The following is a 17,395-nucleotide window of genomic DNA, read 5'->3' on the forward strand; positions in this document are numbered from 1 at the left end:
CTCGGATCCCGGATCGGATCGCTCAGGTGGAGAACACCAGGCGGTCGCGCCGGGCTTGGCTGCCCTCGACGTAGAAGCGCTCGAACCATGCGGACCCACCGCCGATCGCCGGCGGCTTGCGCAGCGTGATCGCCTTCGGCGCCTTGGCCCGCGTCATCTTCTCGTCCTTCGGACCGAAGGTGTCGCGCATCAGATCGCGGAAGCGGAGATGATCGAAGATGCGCACCGCCTCGATCGCGTAGGCGGTGGCGATCTTGCGATCCTCGATCATGATCAGATGATCGCCGTTGCCCTTCTCGCCGGAGGGAGAGAAATTGCTCGAGCCGGTGAACACCTTGGCGGTCGGCAGGCTGAAATCGGTGACCAGGAACTTGTGATGGATGTTGCGGCCCTTGCCGCCGCTCCACTCGGCCGCGAAGGGCTGCGGCGCCTTCTTGGCCAGGTAGGCGAAGTCGACGAGGCCGATCGTGCCGTCCGGCTTGCGCAGCTCCAGGCTGCCGCGCCGGTCGGCGGTGCCGTAGCTGAAGATCGGTCTATCCATCAGGCGGGTCAGGGCCTCGATGGTCGGCCCGGTCGTCATCTGGCTGAGGAACGCGACCGAGTAGAAGACCGACGAGGTCGCTTGATCGATCGCGGCGCGGATCGGGTTGAGCGAGAGGTCCGGCTGGACATGCGGCGAGAAGCAGACCTGCACGGTCGGCTTTCCGCGGGTGGACACGGCGTGCCACGTCTTGGCGAAATCGTCGCTCCGGAACGCCGACGGGTCTTCGAACGCGAGGTCGAACATGCGGCCGAACAGGGCGGCGATCTCGGCCGAATGGAAGACCAGCATGTTGTTGGCCTGAATGTAGAGGCCCCGGAACGTGAAGTTGGTCGATCCGCACAGCACCTTCTCGCGCACGCCCTTGCGCCGGGTGATCAGCACCTTGTGGTGCTGCAGCCCGGAGAAGTGCGTGCGCACGACGGACGCGCCGGCTTTGCGCAGGCGCGTCGCGGTGCGCGACTCCGCGCTGCTCGCCACCTTGTGGTCGGCCGAATCGTCGATGATGATCCGCAGCCGGGCACCGAAACGCTCCAGTCGGCTGATCACGTCGGGCTCGTTGAGATCGTAGGCCATCACGTCGAGGCCGAGCTGCTTGTCGGCCAGGGCTTCGTCGAGAAAGCCGAACAGGAGATCGTAGGCCTCGAAGCCGAGCCACTTGTAGACGCTCTCGCCGCGGCTGTTGGCGAGGTCCGGCTTGACGAAACGCGGCCCGGCCGTGGCCTCTGCCGGAATGACGTCCTCGCGATTGCCGAACTGCTCGCGATAGGCCTGCGAGGAGGCGAAGTTTCGGGTGAAGCCGACGTCCACCAGGCCATCATAGGTCACGGCGCTCTGGTCGATCGACACGGTGAGGCGGGTGCCGGACACGAGCTCGCCGTCGCGAGGCATGTGTCGCTTCGTGACACGGTACGCGTAGCGCCCGTCGACCGGCTTGTAGGGAAAGTGGATCCAGCGGAATTTCTGGAACGGCGCCTCGCGGGAATCGAAGTTGCGGCTGCCGTTCACCGCACTGGCGGCGCCGCCCGGATAGGCGAAGGCGATCCGGTTGCGCAGCGGGATGAACTCGTCCGATCCCGGCGACTTCACCTCGATCGAGAAGCCGACCAGGTCCGCCTCCGGATCGGCGACGTCGAAGCCGAGCAGAGTCATTCGCTCGCCCCGCCAGAGCTTGCAGGTGAAGCCGTCGGCCGTTCGGCGCACGTCGAAGTCGCTCATGCGTTCCCTCTCTTCAGAGAACTGTCCGGACACCAAACGGCGACGATCCGAGTTGTCGTGACATCGAATGGCCACCACACCGACGGCCACCACACCGAGCGGCCCCCACCCCGAGCGGTAACGACGCAAAGCGATAAAGACGTAAAGCGGTCACGACGCGGAGCGGTCACGACAGACAGCCCCGGGATTCGGTGGCGGCGCCGGCGCGCACGACAAGCGCAGATCGAAATTCCACGGCGGTGGTGACGAACACCGCCGCGCAGCATGTCGGATCGCGCGGTCCGGATCGCAAGCATGATGTTGCATCCGTGGAGAAATGCAAGCGACGAGTGTCGTCACGAAAGCGGGATCGCCCGCCGCCGCGGCGAGCCTTCGCTCGAAAGTTCTCCGGTGGGCACCGAAAACCGCGTCGCGATGCGGCGGTCGCCACCGCACGGTGCCCGCTTCGGACCCGGGGCGGATCCGGACGCGGACCGACATTGCAACGGCGACGGCCCGATCGTGACCAGGTGGGAGGGACGGAGCTTTTCGCCCGGGTCGCCGTGCGGTTTCGGATCCCGGGAAGCCATCCGCGCGGGCGAGATGTTCGTCCAGGGGGAGATCCGTTCGGGAGCGGGGCGGGGCCGCCGTGCCGACTGCGGGACTTTCACGGGACTTAATAGCCTATGAACGCCGCGTTCGGCGCGGGTCAGGTATTAGCTTCATCGGTGAACGGGAATGTACGGATTCTTGTTTTCTCACGTCGTGGTATCTCTTTGCCGTTGCTGTTGATGACGGAGGACCACTCGTATGAGTGGCCATGAAGACAGGCTCGGAATTCGACGCCAGAGATTTGTTCCGCGGGTCGTATTGCCGAGACAGTCGCTCGATATCGAAACGGTCGCGACGCTGATTCTGTATCGGGACGTGGTTCTCGATCGCCCGTGCTGCGAGGATTGCGGCCGCCGGTGCCAGGTCGTGTCGCGGAACTTCAGCATCGCCGGCCCGATCAGCCGCGAAATGCGGACCTACGAGTGCACGGCGTGCGGTCACACCCGGACGGCGCCCTACACGCCGAACAGCAACGACAAGCAGCCCAACTGAATCGTCGCGGTCGGAAACGGCCGCGTGCGGGGCGAGCGCCCGGCGCGGTTGCGCGCGTACCGCCGTCGTGTCTCCATGGTGGCGCCGCGGGCGGCGCGGCATCCGGAGGCCGCGATGCTCGACACCGTCACGACCGCGCTCGACTGGCTGGGGATCGTCGTCTTCGCCGTCACCGGCGCGCTGGTCGCCTCGCGCAAGCAAATGGACGTGGTCGGCTTCGTGATGCTGGGCACCGCGACCGGGATCGGCGGCGGCACGCTGCGCGACGTGCTGATGGGCGCGCCGGTGTTCTGGACGCGGGCGCCGGCCTATCTGGTGGTCTGCGCCGCGGTCTCGGTGGTCGTCTTCTTCACGGCTCATCTCCCGCAGTCGCGCCATCGCATCCTGCTGTGGCTCGACGCGGTCGGTCTCGCGCTGTTCGCCGTGACGGGCGCCGAGGCGGCGCTGCGGGCGGGCGCGGGCGCGATCGTCGCGGCCGCCATGGGCGTGATCACGGCGACGTTCGGCGGCGTGATCCGCGACATCCTGGGCGGCGAGAGCCCGGTGATCCTCAGCCGCGAGATCTACGCGACCGCGGCGCTCGCCGGGGCCGTGACGTTCACGGGCCTGACCCTCGCCGGAGCGCCGCGCGACGTGTCGGTCGGCGCCGGTTTCGCGGTCGGCTTCGCGGTGCGGGCGGCGGCGCTGCGCTGGGGCTGGTCGCTGCCGCGCTGGCGGCCGCGGCCGGGCCGCCCGCCCGACGCGACCGCGTGACGGCCCCGGTCGCCGGAGCGCGGGCCCGCCGCTACAGCGCGCGGCGGCTCGCGTCGCGGACACCGCGAACCAGGGACTGCGCCGTGTAGACCAGGATGGCGATGCCGATCGCCCCCAGCACCGCGACGCCGAGCAACACCATCACGTCGACCGGCCCGCCGATGTCGCCGAAGCCCGAATGCGTCACCGCCTGGACGAACAGCACGGCCGCGACGGCGCCGAGCGGCATCGCGAGCTGCGCCCACAGGAACTTGCGCATCGACAGCCTGCGGTCGCGGATCAGCACGTAGAGATAGGCCGCCGTGACGGCGACGGCGACGAGAACCAAGATCCAGAAGAGCGCGAGGCCGAACATCTCCTCGAACACGGCGATCATGGTGCCGACGGTCAGCTCCTTCATGACGTGTCCTCCTCAGGCCCGGCCGCGCAGCATAGCGTTGTAGGTCGCCTTCAGGGCGACCTCCTTCATCAGCCAGCTGATCCACAATTCCTCCAGGGGCGCGATGATGCCCGGGAAGGACGGGGTGAGATTGTTGTTGTAGTCGAACTCCACCAGCATGGCGCGGCCGACCCGGGTGATCAGCGGGCAGGACGTGTAGCCGTCATAGGCGGCGCTGCTCTGCCGGCCCTCGATCGTCGCGACCAGATGGTCCTCGACGACCGGCACCTGCCATTTCACCGAGGCGGCGGTCTTGCCCTTCGGCACGCCGGCGACGTCGCCGATCGCGAAGACCTCCGGGAAACGGCGGTGGCGCAGCGTCTTCTGGTCGACCTCGACCCAGCCCTGGTCGGTCCAGCGATCGCCCCAGGACAGGCCCGACTGGCGGATCACCTCCGGGGCGCGTTGCGGAGGGATGACGTGCAGATAGTCGTACGCCATCTGCTGGTCGCCCTTCGGCGTCGCGAAGGTGGCGATGCGGCGGCCCGGTTCGACCGACTTCAGCACATGGCCGTAGACCGTCTTGATGCCGCGCTCCTGGAACAGCATGCGGACCTTCTCGGAGACGATCGGCACGCTGAACAACGCGTCGTTGTGGGCCGCGTAGGTGATCTCGTACTTGCCTTTCCCGGCGCGGCGGCCGGCGATGTCCTCGATCAGGAAGGTGTGCTTGAGTGGCGCGCCGGCGCATTTCATCTCGGTCGCCGGCCGGGTGAACAGGCCCTTGCCGCCCTTGTCCGCGAACGCCGAGGCGGCCGCCCAGGTCTTCGCCGCGTAGTCCGGCCCGGCATAGAGCGAGCCGATGCCGCCCCGGCCGATCAGGTCGAGCGAGAACCCGTCGATCGCCGCATAGTCGAGCACCAGGCCGGGCGCGACGATCAGGAAGTCGTAGGGGAGGCGCTTACCGCTGGTCGTCGCCACCGTCTTGGCGACCGGGTCGATGGCGGCCGCCGCCTCCGCGACGAGCGTCACGCCCTGGGGCAGCCAGTCGGTCGTCTTCGAGACCGTGTAGGAGACGGGCCGTAGCCCCGCCGCGACCAGCGACAGGCCGGGCTGGTACCAATGCTCGGCGCGGCCGTCGACCAGCGTGATCGCGGCGCCGTCGAGCCGCTCGACCAGCCGGTTGGCCATCGCGGTGCCGGCCGCGCCGGCCCCGACGATGACGATTCGCGCCTTGGTGGCGGTCCGCGCGGCGCCGGCCGGCCGCAGGGCGGCCGCAGTCGCGAGCCCGGCTGCGGCGAGGCCGAGAACGGCGCGCCGCGATGCGAGATAATTGGTCTGACCGGCCACGGTGAGCATCTCCCTCGTCAATGTCGTTCTTGTCGTTTCGCCCGGCGGCGCCACGCCGGCGCCATGCCGGTGAAGTCCCGCCGGCCCAGGTTCGACCGAGGCGACTCGGCGGGCGTGGCGAGCGGCGACGCGCGGCTTCTGTAAATTCGACGGCGTTTCGCGCGTCCCGTATATGCGTAATATTGCATATAATGGCATCCCTGTCCGGTCCCGATCGCGGGTGGCACGGGATGATCGATGGCGGAGCGTAGCGACGGGCGATGCGTCGACCGATGCTCGCGTCGATGCTCCGGGCGTCATGGAACCCGTCTAGAACGGTGGGTTAAGACGCCCGGGACGGCCGCCGCCGGCGGGCACGTCCGGGGGAAAATTCGTTTACGCCGTTCGGGTAAGGTCCGGGCGATGGCAGACTCGAGGGGATCGACGGAACCGGGACGGGGCCTGTCCGGAACGCCCGCGGCCGACGGCGCGCCGGCGCTGCGGACGGCGTTGCGTCGCGCCGGGGTGACGGCCGCGGTGCTCGCCGGCGTCTCGCTGGTCGCCGCGATCGTCGTGCTGGCGGCGCGCGACGATCTCGACAAGGCGATGCGGGTGCTGGCCGACGCGCCGGTCTGGCTGGTGCTGGTGGTCGTCGCCTTCGCCACCCTCAACTACGTGATCCGCACCTGGCGGTTCGTCTATCTGGCCGGCCATCTCGGCCTGAGGATGCCGTTTTGGGAGACCTCGGCCTATTACACGGCCGGCTTCGCGCTGACCATGTCGCCCGGCAAGCTCGGCGAGATGGTACGATTATGGTTTCTCAAGCGTCGATTCGATCTCGCCTATCGGCGTGGCCTCGCGCTCCAGCTCGCCGACCGGATCAGCGACGTCTACGCGATGCTGCTCCTGTGTCTCGCCGGGCTGACCGGCTTCGAGCAGTATCGCGGAGCGGTGCTCGCCGTTCTGGCGGTGGCCGCCGCCGGGACGCTGCTCATCGCCCGTCCGCGGCTCCTGAACGCGATGCTGAACGCGATCTACGGGATCGTGCGGGTGAAGCCGCGCCTGTTCATCCAGCTGCGCCACATGGTTCGCGACACCGCACTGGTGATGCAGGGCCGGGTCTTTCTCGCCTCGCTGACGCTCGGGATCGCCTCGTGGTTCGTCGAGGCCGTGGCGCTGTGGGCGGTGCTGCACCTGCTCGGTGCGCCCGTCACGCTGTCGGCCGCCACCTTCGTGTTCGGTTTCGCTGCCGTCGTCGGCGGGCTGACGATGACGCCGGGCGGTGTCGGTGGCTTCGAGATCGTCATGGTGATGCTGCTCGGCCTGCAAGGCGTGCCGACCGAGGTGGCGCTGGTCGCGACCGCGATCCTGCGGCTCGGCACGGTGTGGTACGCGACCGTCGCCGGCTTCCTGGCCGTGCCGGTCGCGGTGCGGCTCTCGGCTCCGAAGCCCGTCGCCGCGTGAGCCGGCCGGAGCGGCACGTGCGCACGAGACGCGCGGCACACCACGAATCGGACGAGAGACGAATCGGAGCGAGCGAGGCAGGATGAGCAAATCAGGATCAGCCCGATGCCGATGACCCCGTTGACCGCCTGGGGGCGCCTCGTCCGGCCACTGCACGAGGTCGTGCGACCGCCCTTCCTGGACGTCGCGGCGAGCGTCGTCACGGTCCCCGGCGCGCCGCTGCTCGCCCGCGGGCTCGGCCGCTCCTACGGCGACGTCTGCCTCAATGCGAACGGCCGGCTCCTCGTCACCGATCGGCTCGACCGCCTGCAATGGCTCGACCTGCAGGCCGGGCGGGTGCGGGCCGAAGCCGGGCTGTCGCTCGACCGGCTCCTGCGCACCATCGTGCCGCGCGGCTGGTTCGTGCCGGTGACGCCCGGCACCAAGTTCGTCACGCTCGGCGGCGCCGTCGCCAACGACGTGCACGGCAAGAATCACGAGACGGCCGGCAGCTTCGGCGCCCATGTGGACAAGATCGGGCTGTTGCGCTCGACCGGCGAGAGCCTGACGCTGTCGCGCGACGAGAACGCGGATCTGTTCGCCGCCACGATCGGCGGGCTCGGCCTGACCGGCTTCATCCAATGGGTGGAGATGCGGCTCGCGCCGATCGCGGCGGCGCGGCTGCACACCGAATCGCTTCCGATCCGCGACGTCGACGAGTTCTTCCGCATCGCCGCCGACAGCCGCGACTGGCCGTTCACGGTCGCCTGGGTCGATTGCCTCGCCAGGGGCCGCGATCTCGGCCGCGGCCTCTTCATGCGCGGCCGTTGGGCCGAGACCGGCGGTCTCGACGTGCACAAGCCGCCGCGGCTCGGCTTCGCGCCGGAGCTGCCCGGCTTCGTCCTCAACGGCGTCACGATGCGGGCCTTCAACGCGCTCTATCGCCGGCGGCCCTATGCGGTCGGCGCCTGCACGCAGCACTACGACCCGTTCTTCTATCCGCTCGACGCGCTGTCGAACTGGAACCGGCTCTACGGCAAGCGCGGCTTCTATCAGCACCAGTCGGTGATCCCGCTGCCCGTCGCGCGCGCGACCATGGTGCGTCTCCTGGAGACGACCGCCGCCGAGGGCCAGGGGTCGTTCCTCGCCGTCCTCAAGCTCTTGGGCGAATCGCGCTCGGGCGGCGTCTTGTCGTTCCCGATGCCGGGCGCGACGCTGGCGCTCGACTTTCCCGACAAGGGCGAGGCCACCCGACGGCTGCTGCTGCGGCTCGCCGCGATCGCGACCGCCGCGGGTGGCCGTATCTATCCCGCCAAGGACGCCGTGATGACGCCGGAGATGTTCCGGTCCGGCTATCCCGACTGGCGCAAGGTCGCGGCGTCGCGCGACCCCGCCTTCGGCTCCGACTTCTGGCGCCGCGTGACCGGAGACGCCCGATGAGCACGCCCGAGACGCCGACCTCGCCCTCCCGCATTCTGATTCTCGGCGCCGGCTCGGCGATGGCGCAGGCCTATGCGCGTCGCCGCGCCGCGACCGGCGCCGCCTTCCTGCTGGTCGGGCAGAACGCCGCCCGCCTGTCGGCGATCGCCGACGACCTGCGCGCCGGCGGGGCACGGGCGGCCGACGTCGCGACGCTCGATCTCGCCGATCTCGCCGGCATCGAAGCCGGAGCCGCCGAGCTGCGCCGCCGTCTCGGCGAGCCCGACGAGGTGCTGATCGCCTATGGCGGGCTCGGCGACCAGGCGACCAGCGAGCGCGACCTCGCCGCCGCGCGAAACGCACTCGAGGTCAACTTCGTCAGCGTCGCGCTATGGATCCTGGCGCTGTTGAAGGACCGCCCGGCCGCCGCGCCGCTCGCCCTGATCACCATCGGCTCGGTCGCCGGCGACCGCGGCCGCGCCTCGAACTTCGTCTACGGCGCGGCGAAGGGCGGGCTCGACCGCTTTCTCGAAGGGCTCGCCCACGCCTATGCCGGCACGCCGGTGCGGGTTCTCACGGTCAAGCCGGGCTTCGTCGACACGCCGATGACCGACGCGATCGCCAAGGGGCCGCTGTTCGCGAGCCCCGACGCGGTCGGCGCCGACATCGTGCGGGCCGTGGAGAAAGGCCGCCGCACCGTCTACACGCCGTGGTTCTGGTGGCCGATCATGACGATCATCCGCCACCTGCCGTGGTTCGTGTTCAAGCGGCTGAAGATCTGACGAGGCCACCGTCGCCGGGCGTCGGCCGCTGCCGAGAGATCAAACGGCGGCGATCCGCGCCCGGCACGCGTTCAGCACATCGGACAGCGCGTCGTCGAGGCTCCGCCGCGGCTGCCAGCCGAGCAGGCGGCGTGCCCGCGACGCGTCGCCGACGATCCGTGGAAGATCGCTCGCCCGCAGCCGCCCGGGATCCTGTTCCACCGTGATCGCCACGCGGCTCGCGCCGATCAGCCGGTCCATCACGGCCTGCATGCTGACCGGCTGTCCCGACGCGATGTTCAGGATGGTCCCGGGCGCGAGGTCCGCGGCGTGCCGGATCGCCGACGCATAGGCCGCCGCGACATCGGCGACGTGCAGGACATCGCGCTCCGCCGTCAGGTTGCCGACCCGGATGACGGGCGGCTGCACGCCGGCCTCGATGCGGGCGATCTGCATCGCCACGCTCGGGATGAAGAAGTCCTCGGTCTGGCCCGGGCCCGTATGGTTGAAGGGCCGCATCCGGATCACCCGCAGGCCGCGCTGGGCCAGCGCTCCGAGGGCGAGGTCCGCGGCGGCCTTGGTGACGCCGTAGTCGTCGACCGGCGCGAGCAGCGTGTCTTCGTCGAGCGGGGTGCCGGTCCGGGCGCTGTGGCCGTAGACTTGACCGGAGCCGACGAAGATCAGGATGCAGTGCGGCGCGTGGGCCAGGATCGCGTGCGCGATGTTGAGCGTCCCCTCGACATGCACGTGCCACGCCTTGCGCCAGTCGGCGCTCGCCGCGACAGGGGCGGCGATCCCGGCGAGATGAACGACGCAGTCGGGCGAAAGGCGCGCGATCGTCTCCGCCACGGCGCATTTGTCGGTGATGTCGAGGCCCGGCAACGGACCGAGCGCGGGGTGCCGTTCGGGCGCCTGGGACGTCGGAACGAGCTCCAGCCGCGGTCCGATCGCGTGCCCGATCGCTGAACATAAGTGGGGCCCGACGAAGCCACCCGCACCCGTGATCAACGTTCGCACGCGCACCACCCCGTTCGGCTCGCACCCCGATCCGCGCCGTCTCGTGCGGCGCCTCGACGGTCTTACTGTGCGGTCCGAGTCGGTTCAACCACCGTCCGGCTCGCTCCGGCGGCGGCGCTCACGCCCTTGCGGCCGACCTGTACGCCCGCATCATCGCGGCGAGCCCGGCGCGGGTGTCGACCGCCGGCCGCCAACCGGCGGCGAGAAGCTTGCCGGGGTCGACCACCAGGGCGCCGCCGATCCGGTCCCAGGTCGCGGCGCGTCCGGCCGCACACAGAAGCCCGCCGATCAGCGGTGGAGGAACCGGGATCAGCCGCTGCGGACGCCCGCAGGCGGTCCGCAGCACGGCGATCATCTCGGCGACGCTCAGGGCCTCGCGATCGGCGACGACGTAGGTCTCGCCCCGCGTCGCGGGCGTGGCGAGGCAGAACGCGACCGCCTCGGCCAGATTGTCGCGTGCGACCAGCGATCGCCGGTTCCGGAACGCGCCGAGCGGCAGCGGCCAGGGCCGATCGGCGATCCGCATCAGCAGCGCCATGTTGCCCTTCACGCCGGGGCCGTAGACGAGCGGCGGCCGCAGGATCGTGAAAGCGCCGCCGGCCTCGCGCACGGCGGCCTCGGCGGCGAGCTTGGCGCGATCATAGGCCGTGACCGGGCGCGGCGGGTCGGTCTCGCGGACGACATGGTCGGCGGCCGAGCCGGTCTGGGCTCCGATCGACGAGACGAAGACGAGGGGGAGGCGGCGTGCGGCGCACTCTCGCGCCAGCGCGGCGGTCGCGTGACGGATCACCCGGTCGTAATCGCCTGCCTCGACGCCGCTGCGATGCGCGATGCCGGCGAGGTGCACGACCGCGTCCGCGCCGTCGAGCAGCGGTGTCCAGTCGACCTCTCCGGCGAGATCGGGCAGCCGGACGCGCTCGACCGCAGGTTCGGGTGAGATCGCCGTCGCATCCCGGGCCGCCGCGCGGACGACGTGTCCGGCGCGCACGAGCGCCGGACCCAAGCCACGGCCGACGAATCCCGATGCGCCGGTGACCAGGATGCGCATCAGCAGGGCGGTCGCGAGGGCGTCGCCGCGCGCAGCGATCCCGCGAGATCGACCAGCAGCGCCGTGACCGCGGCCGCGCCCGCGAGAGTCGCCGCGAGGCTGACGGCGGTCTGGTCGGCCAGAACCGTGATCACGGCGGCGACGACGAGCGCCGTGTTGGTCGCGAACACCCGGCCGATCACCTGGCGGACGCTCATCCCGCGCGTCACGGCGCGCTGATAGAAATGCGTCTTGTGCGCCTCCCACACGCGCTCGCCGTGGGCGAGCCGGCGCAGCAAGGTGAGAGTCGCATCGGTCACGTAATAGAGTGGCAGCAGGAGCGCGGCGGCGACATGCCCGCGGGCAGCGAGCGTGATCAGAAGCCAGCCGATGAGCAGGCCGATCGGCAGGCTGCCGACGTCGCCGAGAAACAGGCGCGCGACCGGCTTGTTGAACGGCGCGAAGCCGAGCGTCGCACCGAGCAGCGCGAGTGCGACCACGCCACCGGGCGGCGGCAGCGCCCCGAGCTGCGCCAGCACCAGAAGCCCGCCCGTGATCGGAACGACGGTCGCGACCGTCATCCAGTCGATCCCGTCCATGAAGTTCACGAGGTTCACGAACCACAGAAGGCCGAGGCCGAGCGCGGTGCGCTCGATCGGGTCCGGAATCGCGGGCAGGAGATCGACGGGACCGGGCAGCGTCGCCGTCACGGCGGCGACCGCCACGGCCTGGAGCAGGAGCCGCGGTCCCGGCGGAATCGGACGGATGTCGTCGATCAGCCCGACGACGGCGAGCATCGCGGTCGAGGCGACGACAACCAGGAGCTGTTCGTGCGGCCAGGGCGCGATGCCGACCCAGGTCGCGGCACCCGCCGCCACCAGGAGCGTCGTCGCGACGACGGCGATGCCGCCGCCCTGGGGGGTCGGGATCGTGTGGGAGGAGCGGGCGTTGGGGCGCGCCAGGGCGTAGCGCCGGAGCAGCGGGAATAGCACGCGGATTAGGCCGGCGGTCAGGAGCGCGGTGGCCACGAGACCGGCCAACGCGACCAGCACCGGGAGTGTCGAAGTGTGCCAGTGCGGCATCGCCGGTTCCATTCGTGCGCACGACCGCGACCCGGACGACCCCGGCCCGGGTGACCAAGGTCGTGCCGTGCCTTGCGGGGGTGGACCGCCCGACGAGGCAGAACTAGCGAGACGGCACAGGAATGTCCATCGCACGGTCGCGGCGTTCCGGTGGAATCCGGCGCGGTCGCTCGTCGATGTCGGATGTCTCGCAGTTGAGCCGGGCAGACGCTTGCTCTACTAGTCTGGTTGCGACGCGGGACGACAGGCGGCGGATGGGTATTCCGGTTCGGTTCAACTGGCGACGGTACTGCATCATCGGGCACGACGTCGTGGCGACGGTCGCGGCGCTGCTGCTGAGCCTGTACGTGCGCTTCGAGGATTCGGGGCTGGAGGAGCGGGCGTCGCTGCTCGCCGTGGTCCTGCCGTTCTTCTTCGTCTATGCGAGCGGCGTGTACTGGTTCTTCGACCTGTACCGGTCGAAGTGGCGGTTCGCCTCGCTGCCCGACCTCGTCAACATCGTCCGCTCGTCGGCGGTCCTGTCGCTGTCGCTGCTGGTGCTCGACTACATTCTGGTCGCGTCGTATTTTTTCGGCAGCTTCTTCTTCGGCAAGATCACCATCGCGCTCTATTTCGTCCTCCAGATCTTCTTTCTCGGCGGGCCGCGGATCGCCTATCGCTGGTTCCGGCTGAGTCGGACCCGGCGCCGGACGCTGGCGCAGGGCAATTCGGTCGCGACGCTGATCCTCGGCCGGGCGGCCGACACCGAGGTGCTGCTGCGCTCGATCGAGAGCGGTGCGGTGCATCAGCTCGCGCCGGTCGGCATCCTGTCGCCGTCGCAGGCCGAGCAGGGCCAGATGGTGCGTGGGGTGCGGGTGCTGGGGACGTTCGCCGATCTCGCGCAGGCCAACGACTACCTCGTCGGACGTGGCATCGATCTGCGCCGGCTGGTGCTGACGTCGTCGGCCTTCGAGTCCGGCACCGGCGTGGAGACCGTGCTGACGACGGCGCGCCGCCTCGGGATCGCGACGCATCGGCTGCCGTCGCTGGAGGAGGGCGGGCAGGTGCTGCGGCTCGCGCCCGTCGCCGTCGAGGATCTGCTGCTGCGGCCGAGTGTGGGGATCGACAACCTGCAGCTCGAGCGGTTCGTCGCGGGCGCGGCCGTGGTGGTGACGGGCGGCGGCGGCTCGATCGGGTCGGAGGTGTGCCATCGCGTGATCAGGTTCGGCGCCGCGCGGCTCCTGGTGATCGAGAGCTCGGAGCTCGCGCTGCACGATGTGATGGATGCGTTGCGCGCCAAGGGCAGCGACGCCAGCATCGAGGGCCGCATCGCCGACATCCGCGACCGCACGCGGATCGACCGGCTGTTCGCCGAGTTCGAGCCGGACCTGGTGTTCCACGCCGCGGCGCTCAAGCATGTACCGATCCTCGAGCGCGACTGGGACGAGGGCGTCAAGACCAACGTGATCGGCTCCGTCAACGTCGCCGACGCGGCCGTGCGGGTCGGCGCCCGCGGCATGGTGATGATCTCGACCGACAAGGCGATCGAGCCGGTGTCGGTGCTCGGCGCGACCAAGCGATTCGCCGAGATGTACTGCCAGGCGCTCGATGCCGAGCTGGTGCGCCGCGCGGGCGCGGCCGAGCGGCGCCCGACGCGGCTGATCGCGGTCCGGTTCGGCAACGTGCTCGCGTCGAACGGCTCGGTGATCCCGAAGTTCAAGGCCCAGATCGAGATGGGCGGCCCGGTGACGGTGACGCATCCCGACATGGTGCGCTACTTCATGACCATCCGGGAGGCCTGCGATCTCGTCCTCACGGCGTCGAGCCATGCGCTCGGGCCGGATCGCTCGGAAGTGTCGATCTACGTGCTCAACATGGGCCAGCCGATCCGCATCGTCGATCTCGCGGAGCGGATGATCAGGTTGAGCGGGCTGGAGCCGGGGCGCGACGTGGCGATCGAGTTCACCGGGATCCGGCCGGGCGAGCGGCTGAACGAGATCCTGTTCGCACGCGGCGAGCCGACGCTGGAGATCGGCATCCCGGGCGTGATGGCGGCGAAGCCGGTGTTCGCCTCGCTCGACGTGATGAAGGCGCGGCTCGGCGCCCTCGAGCGCGCGCTCGCGCACGGAACCGACGGCGCCCAGGACGAGGTTCTGAAGATCCTGCGCGACGCCATCCCGGATTTCAGGGGCGAGGCTGCTTGAGCGCGGCGACGCGGTCGTAGAGCGCGACGATCTCCCGCCCGACGATCGCGGCCGAGAACTGCGCCTCGACGAGCGATCGGCTCTGCGCGGCGAGCGTCCGTCTCAAATCCGGATCCGCGGCGAGCCGCCGGACGGCGGCGGCGAGCGCCGCCGGATCGTCGGCCGGAACGAGCAGCGCATTGATGCCGGCGCAGGCCACCTCGCGACATCCCGGCACGTCGGTCGCGAGCAGCGGACGGCCGCAGGCGGCGGCCTCGAGCAGACTGACGGGGAGGCCTTCGCGGCGCGACGGCAGCACCGCGACATGCGCCGCGGCCCACACGGCGCGAATGTCCGACACATGGCCCAGCCAGGTGACGCCGGGGAGCTGCGCGAAGGCGCGCAGCTCGGCCTCCGAGAGCGACGTGGAATTCGATGGATCGGGGGTTCCGGCGAGCAGCAGGCGCGGCGCTTGCCCGGCCTCGTGCAGCATCCGCCAGGCGCTCATCAAGGTGTGGACGCCCTTGTCGACCAGCATGCGTCCGACATAGGCGAATGTCGGTGCGCCGTCCGGCTCCGGCAGCGGCGTCAGCCGGTCGGTGTCGACGCCCGAGCCCGGAAACGGAACGATCCGCGCCGGCGAGACGCCGGCCGCGGCGAGCAAAGCGGCGTCGTCCGGGTTCTCCACCGTCGTCAGGGAGCGGGCGCGGTCGAGCAGGGCGGGGAGTGCGACGCGGACCAGCCGGGACACGACGCCAGCGTCGGACGTGAACAGGGTGCCGAGGCCGGTCAGTCCGTTGACGGTCGGCAGCCGAAGCCCGGTCCCGGCGAGCGCGCCGACGACGGCGCCCTGCAGGGCGACGTGATGCACGATGTCAGGACGGATGTCGCGGTAGAGCGCCCGCACCCGACGGACCGCGGCGAGCAGGCGATCGGGGCGCCGGCTGCCGCGCGCGAGATCGGCCGGATGGACGACGAAACCCTCCGCCTCGATCGCCGTGCGATCCTGCTCCCGATTGATCCGCGTGATCACGTGCACGTCGTAGCCGGCCGCCTTCGCGGCGCGCGCCATCGGCAGGCGGTGCATGAGGAAGTACCAGTCCTCCGTCACCAGATAGACGAGACGGGGCGGCGAGCGCTCCGTCGTCGCCGCGGCGGCTCCGGCGGTCGCGGCAGGGGACGCCGTGGCGGTCACGGCCAGCGCTGCCGCCACGCCTGGAACATCAGGACGCACCAGATCGGATATTGCCAGGTCTCGCCGGAGAGGTGGCGCTGCCACATCGCCCGCACGGCCGGCGCGTTGAAGACGCCCTCGCGCCGCAGCCGCTCCGCGTCGATCAGATCCTCGGCCCATTCCCGCAAGGGACCGCGCAGCCAGTGGTCGATCGGGATTCCGAAGCCCATCTTGGGCCGGTCGATGATGCTCTGCGGGACGTAGCGATAGAGCACCTGGCGCAGGATCCATTTGCCCATCCCGTCGCGCACCTTCATGTGCATCGGCAGGCGCCACGCCTGCTCGACGACGCGGTAGTCGATCAGCGGCGCACGGACCTCGAGGCTGGTCGCCATGCTGGCGCGGTCGACCTTCACCAGGATGTCGTCCGGCAGATAGGTCATGAAATCGATCGCCTGGGCGCGCTGGACGGGATCGCGGAAGCGCGCGGCGAGCGAGCCGCTCCAGATGTCTGCGAGGCGGTCCTGCGGCGCGGCGAGGAACTCCTCCGGCGGGCGGCCCTGCGCGATCATGTGCAGGTAGTGGCGCTCGAAGGCGTTCGGCCGGCCGGCCTCCGCGGTGCGGGTGAGCCAGCGCTCGCCGCGCGACAGCGTGCGCCCGGGGATGAAGCGTCGGGCCGGGCCGAACGCCCGCGACGTCAGCACCCGCTTCCCGAAGCCGGCGAGCGGCGCGAGCCACGGGACGACGCCCATCAGACGCTTGAGCTGCTCGACTTGGTCGTAGCGGACGTAGCCACAGAAGCTCTCGTCGCCGCCGTCGCCCGACAGCGCCACGGTGACGTGCTGGCGCGCCATCTTCGACACGATGAAGGTCGGGATCTGGGACGAGTCGGAGAACGGCTCGTCGTAGATGTCCGGGATCGACGGGACGAGCGCCAGCGCGTCCTGCGGGGCCACGTAGAACTCGGTGTGGTCGGTGCCGAGATGCTTGGCGACCGCACGCGCATGCGGTGCCTCGTCGTAGCCGTCCACGGCGAAGCCGATGGAGAAGGTTCTGACCGGCCGGCTCGACTGCTGCTGCATCAGCGCGACGACCAGCGAGGAATCGATGCCGCCCGACAGAAACGCCCCGAGTGGCACGTCGGAGACCATGCGCCGGCCCACGGCATCGCGCAGGAGCGCGTCGAGCTGGTCGATGGCCTCCGCGTCGGTCCCGTGGAAGCCCTCTTCCATCGCCTCGGCGGCGGCGTCCTCGAACCGCCAATAGGATCCGACCTCGAGCTGTCCCTCGGCATCGACACGGGCGACGCCGCCCGGTTCGAGCTGCTGTACGTCACGGTAGATGCACAGCGGATGGGGCACGTATCCGAAGCGGATATAGGCCGATAGCGCCTCCGGCCGGATCTCCCCGCGGAACTCCGGATGCACCCGCAGGCAGCGCAGCTCGGACGCGAACATCACGGTCCGGCCGAAGCGGCCGATATAGAGCGGCTTCTTGCCGAGACGGTCGCGCGCCAGGATCGTGGTGCGGGTCCGGCGATCGTGCACCGCGAACGCGAACATGCCGTTGATGCGCGCGAGCGTGGTGTCGATGCCGTTGCGGGCGATGCTCTCGAGCAGCACCTCGGTGTCCGAATGGCCGCGGAACGTCGCGCCCTGCGCGACGAGGTCCGGTCGCAGATCCTCGGCGTTGTAGATCTCGCCGTTGAAGACGATCACCCAGCGGCCGCAGGAGGACACCATCGGCTGATGCCCGGCCGGCGTCAGATCGATGATCGAGAGCCGGCGGAAGCCGAGCGCGACACCCGCTTCCGCGTCGACGAACGTCCCCGCGTCGTCGGGTCCGCGATGGATCATCTGCGCGGCCATCGTGGTCACGACGGTGTCGAGACGGTCCGCCGGAGTGCTCCGGGCGAAGTCGATGAAGCCGGTGATGCCGCACATGATCTGTCTCCACCCGGCCGGTCCGATCCGTCTTCCGGGCAGGGCCGGGTCCGGTGGCGGCGAG

At 70.2% G+C, this 17,395-nt stretch carries 14 protein-coding genes; 6 read left to right on the forward strand and 8 right to left on the reverse strand.

The genetic code is table 11. The annotated features are described in order from the left end of the window. Positions 1 to 22 precede the first annotated feature (22 nt). Entirely contained in the window at positions 23 to 1,759 is a 1,737-nt protein-coding gene (locus tag ACFSOX_RS09335; RefSeq protein WP_378477531.1) for a phospholipase D-like domain-containing protein, read from the reverse strand. 957 nt (positions 1,760 to 2,716) lie between these two features. Between ACFSOX_RS09335 and ACFSOX_RS09340 the strand changes: the two genes are divergently transcribed. Both ACFSOX_RS09340 and ACFSOX_RS09345 read left to right on the forward strand, forming a co-directional pair. Next, the gene (locus ACFSOX_RS09340) at positions 2,717 to 2,842 is read left to right on the forward strand and encodes a hypothetical protein (protein WP_378477532.1); all 126 of its coding nucleotides are present in this window, start codon (positions 2,717 to 2,719) and stop codon (positions 2,840 to 2,842) included. A gap of 114 nt (positions 2,843 to 2,956) precedes the next feature. Further along, a complete protein-coding gene (locus ACFSOX_RS09345) occupies positions 2,957 to 3,595 on the forward strand; it encodes a trimeric intracellular cation channel family protein (RefSeq protein WP_378477533.1) in 639 nt (212 codons plus the stop codon). Between the two features lie 31 nt (positions 3,596 to 3,626). Here the strand turns inward: ACFSOX_RS09345 and ACFSOX_RS09350 are convergent, their stop codons facing one another. Together ACFSOX_RS09350 and ACFSOX_RS09355 are read right to left on the reverse strand one after the other, a co-directional pair. Continuing rightward, entirely contained in the window at positions 3,627 to 3,995 is a 369-nt protein-coding gene (locus ACFSOX_RS09350; RefSeq protein ID WP_378477534.1) for a DUF5368 domain-containing protein, read from the reverse strand. A gap of 12 nt (positions 3,996 to 4,007) precedes the next feature. After that, positions 4,008 to 5,333, reverse strand: coding sequence for an NAD(P)/FAD-dependent oxidoreductase (locus tag ACFSOX_RS09355; protein WP_378477535.1), 1,326 nt, complete (start codon positions 5,331 to 5,333; stop codon positions 4,008 to 4,010). Between the two features lie 393 nt (positions 5,334 to 5,726). Between ACFSOX_RS09355 and ACFSOX_RS09360 the strand changes: the two genes are divergently transcribed. The 3 genes from ACFSOX_RS09360 (at position 5,727) to ACFSOX_RS09370 (ending at position 8,947) form a co-directional block, all read left to right on the forward strand. Next, positions 5,727 to 6,767: a lysylphosphatidylglycerol synthase transmembrane domain-containing protein gene (locus ACFSOX_RS09360; protein ID WP_378477536.1), complete on the forward strand. Its 1,041-nt coding sequence runs from the start codon at positions 5,727 to 5,729 to the stop codon at positions 6,765 to 6,767. Between the two features lie 105 nt (positions 6,768 to 6,872). Next, positions 6,873 to 8,186, forward strand: coding sequence for an FAD-binding oxidoreductase (locus ACFSOX_RS09365; protein WP_378477537.1), 1,314 nt, complete (start codon positions 6,873 to 6,875; stop codon positions 8,184 to 8,186). After that, complete coding sequence (locus tag ACFSOX_RS09370) at positions 8,183 to 8,947, forward strand: SDR family NAD(P)-dependent oxidoreductase (protein ID WP_378477538.1); 765 nt, start codon at positions 8,183 to 8,185, stop codon at positions 8,945 to 8,947. The genes ACFSOX_RS09365 and ACFSOX_RS09370 overlap by 4 nt, the downstream gene beginning before the upstream one ends. Before the next feature lie 39 nt (positions 8,948 to 8,986). On the opposite strand, the gene ACFSOX_RS09375 is transcribed toward ACFSOX_RS09370, so the two are convergent. The 3 genes from ACFSOX_RS09375 to ACFSOX_RS09385 all read right to left on the reverse strand — a co-directional run bounded on the left by ACFSOX_RS09375 (position 8,987) and on the right by ACFSOX_RS09385 (position 12,052). After that, positions 8,987 to 9,952 carry an NAD-dependent epimerase/dehydratase family protein gene (locus ACFSOX_RS09375; protein WP_378477539.1) on the reverse strand — a complete coding sequence of 322 codons (966 nt, stop codon included), beginning with the start codon at positions 9,950 to 9,952 and terminating at the stop codon, positions 8,987 to 8,989. Between the two features lie 109 nt (positions 9,953 to 10,061). Next, a complete protein-coding gene (locus tag ACFSOX_RS09380; protein WP_378477540.1) occupies positions 10,062 to 10,991 on the reverse strand; it encodes an NAD-dependent epimerase/dehydratase family protein in 930 nt (309 codons plus the stop codon). Beyond that, on the reverse strand, positions 10,991 to 12,052 hold the full coding sequence (locus ACFSOX_RS09385; protein WP_378477541.1) for an MraY family glycosyltransferase: 1,062 nt from the start codon (positions 12,050 to 12,052) through the stop codon (positions 10,991 to 10,993). The genes ACFSOX_RS09380 and ACFSOX_RS09385 overlap by 1 nt, the downstream gene beginning before the upstream one ends. A 254-nt stretch (positions 12,053 to 12,306) precedes the next feature. Here ACFSOX_RS09385 and ACFSOX_RS09390 point away from each other — a divergent pair, with 254 nt between their 5' ends. Next, positions 12,307 to 14,235, forward strand: coding sequence for a polysaccharide biosynthesis protein (locus tag ACFSOX_RS09390; protein ID WP_378477542.1), 1,929 nt, complete (start codon positions 12,307 to 12,309; stop codon positions 14,233 to 14,235). Here the strand turns inward: ACFSOX_RS09390 and ACFSOX_RS09395 are convergent. Continuing rightward, positions 14,216 to 15,427: a glycosyltransferase gene (locus ACFSOX_RS09395; protein WP_378477543.1), complete on the reverse strand. Its 1,212-nt coding sequence runs from the start codon at positions 15,425 to 15,427 to the stop codon at positions 14,216 to 14,218. The genes ACFSOX_RS09390 and ACFSOX_RS09395 overlap by 20 nt on opposite strands. Further along, the gene (gene asnB / locus ACFSOX_RS09400) at positions 15,406 to 17,331 is read right to left on the reverse strand and encodes an asparagine synthase (glutamine-hydrolyzing) (RefSeq protein WP_378477544.1); all 1,926 of its coding nucleotides are present in this window, start codon (positions 17,329 to 17,331) and stop codon (positions 15,406 to 15,408) included. The genes ACFSOX_RS09395 and asnB overlap by 22 nt, the downstream gene beginning before the upstream one ends. Positions 17,332 to 17,395 lie beyond the last annotated feature (64 nt).

This window comes from Rhodoplanes azumiensis, assembly GCF_042682915.1.
Lineage (GTDB): Bacteria > Pseudomonadota > Alphaproteobacteria > Rhizobiales > Xanthobacteraceae > Rhodoplanes > Rhodoplanes azumiensis.